The sequence below is a fragment of the Ligilactobacillus pabuli genome, from assembly GCF_022836475.1.
Lineage (GTDB): Bacteria > Bacillota > Bacilli > Lactobacillales > Lactobacillaceae > Ligilactobacillus > Ligilactobacillus pabuli.
On sequence record NZ_BQXH01000041.1, the window covers coordinates 1 to 1953 of the forward strand.

General features: G+C 40.7%; 2 protein-coding genes. Both read left to right on the plus strand.

The genetic code is table 11. The annotated features are described in order from the left end of the window. The first annotated feature begins 260 nt into the window (after window positions 1-260). Window positions 261-1226 carry a D-2-hydroxyacid dehydrogenase gene (locus tag LPAF129_RS10965; protein ID WP_244057156.1) on the plus strand — a complete coding sequence of 322 codons (966 nt, stop codon included), beginning with the start codon at window positions 261-263 and terminating at the stop codon, window positions 1224-1226. 317 nt (window positions 1227-1543) lie between these two features. Further along, a partial coding sequence (locus LPAF129_RS10970; RefSeq protein ID WP_244057159.1) for an RNA-guided endonuclease TnpB family protein occupies window positions 1544-1953 on the plus strand: 410 nt, incomplete at its 3' end.

Below are 1953 nucleotides of genomic sequence, written 5' to 3' on the forward strand. Positions count from 1 at the left end.
AGCTCCGTGAAACAGAAAGTTCCGCTTATCCAAACTCAGGAACCAATGCCTAAAACGCATTAGTCCCTGGGTTCCGATAATCTCACTTTCTACCCGTTTCACTCCGCTCTGTTATTCTTAGTCGAGTTCCGAAACTCAAAAGATTCCGCTTAGCCAGTCCTGACAGCACAGCGCCTAAACCGTGCTATCCTGCCCGGCCTCGCTAGTGCTCGTCTTCTCCCGAGTTTCTCCGCTCTGTTATTAAATTTGGAGGGTTTTTAATGAAAATTGTTGTCTTAGATGGATATGCTTTAAACCCCGGTGATATTGACTGGGCTCCTTTGAAAGAAATTGGCGACTGCGAAATTTATGATCGAACTTCTTTTACTGACCAAAAGGAAATTTTAAGCCGGATCGGTGACGCTAGTATCGTTTTAACTAATAAAACGCCTTTAAATAAAACAGTGATCAACGCTGCGCCTAATTTGAAATACATTGGTGTCTTAGCTACTGGTTATAATGTGATCGATGTCGCTGCTGCAGTTCAGGCCGGCGTGACTGTGACTAATATCCCAACTTATGGGACTGAAGCCGTTGCCCAATTTACCTTTGCTTTACTATTAGAAGTAACTAGCCAAGTTGGTTTACACAATCAGCTAGTTCATGCGGGTGAATGGTCCAGTAATCCTGACTTTAGTTTTTTTGCTAAACCATTAACTGAATTACAGGGTAAGACTTTAGGACTAGTTGGCTTTGGCCGTATTGCGCAGAAAGTTGCTGAATTAGGTCATGCTTTTGGAATGAAGGTTATTTTTTACAATCATCGTCCTAAGGAAGTTACTGAGGAATGGTTGACTCAGGTCAGCTTAGATGAATTATATCAACTAGCTGACGTGATCAGTTTGCATGTCCCTCAAACACCAGAAACTACTGAGCTGATCAATAGTGAGTCATTACAAAAAATCAAGAATTCTGCAATCCTGCTGAATACCGCACGAGGTGGTTTGATCAACGAACAAGCTGTTGCAGATGCGCTTGATCATGATCAGCTAGCAGCCGCAGCCGTTGATGTCACACAACATGAACCAATCAATGAAGATAGTCCTTTGCTGCAAGCTAAGAATTGTTATTTAACACCACACATTGCATGGGCACCACAAGAAACACGCGCACGGTTATTACAAATTGCCGTGGACAACCTGCAGGCATTTTTGGCAGGAGAACAAAAAAACATCGTAACAAAATAAGAAAGATAGTTTAAATAGAGATCTTCACCTACTGGTAGTGAGTAATACCAAGTTGTGAGGGTCTCTATTTTTATGGAGGCAATAGCTAGCGTTAATTTAATGTGTAATCAAGTTTCTATCTTAAAATCCCTGTAAGTTATTGGGAAGAGTGTAGATTTAGTGATTTTTAGAGCTGCTATATTTTATAGATGCTTTTGGCGAAATACCCCTGACTTTAGTCGGGGGATGGATAGCCGTAGCGTACATTGTACGCTACATAAATTACACATTGTTTTAACCAGATAAAGTGCTATGCTAAAGAAAAGGTGGTGAGATCAATGACGTCGATAGCTTTTAAGATCCGCTTATATCCCAATCAAAAACAAATTAACCAGATGAACCGAACTTTTGGTTCGACGCGTTTTTTATGGAACCAAATGTTAGCCATGCAAAATGAGCGATATGAAAACAATCACCTGGCTAAGTATCAAAACAACTATGCGATGAATTTAATGCTAAAACCTTTAAAAGCAGAATACCCGTGGTTAAAGGACGTTGACTCAACCGCCCTGCAAGCAACAAATGATCATCTGCACGACGCTTTTCAGCGTTTTTTTAATAAGGAGCTTCCTAATGGCCATCCACGGTTTAAAAGTAAGAAAGACAATGCCCAGAGTTACACAACTAAGGCAGTTAATCAAAACATTAAAGTCATTGACAATCACCACCTAAAACTACCCAAGCTCGG

Coding starts and splice junctions, on each gene's coding strand:
- LPAF129_RS10965 (WP_244057156.1), top strand. CDS start 261: ATGAAAATTGTTGTCTTAGATGGATATGCTTTAAACCCCGGTGATATT.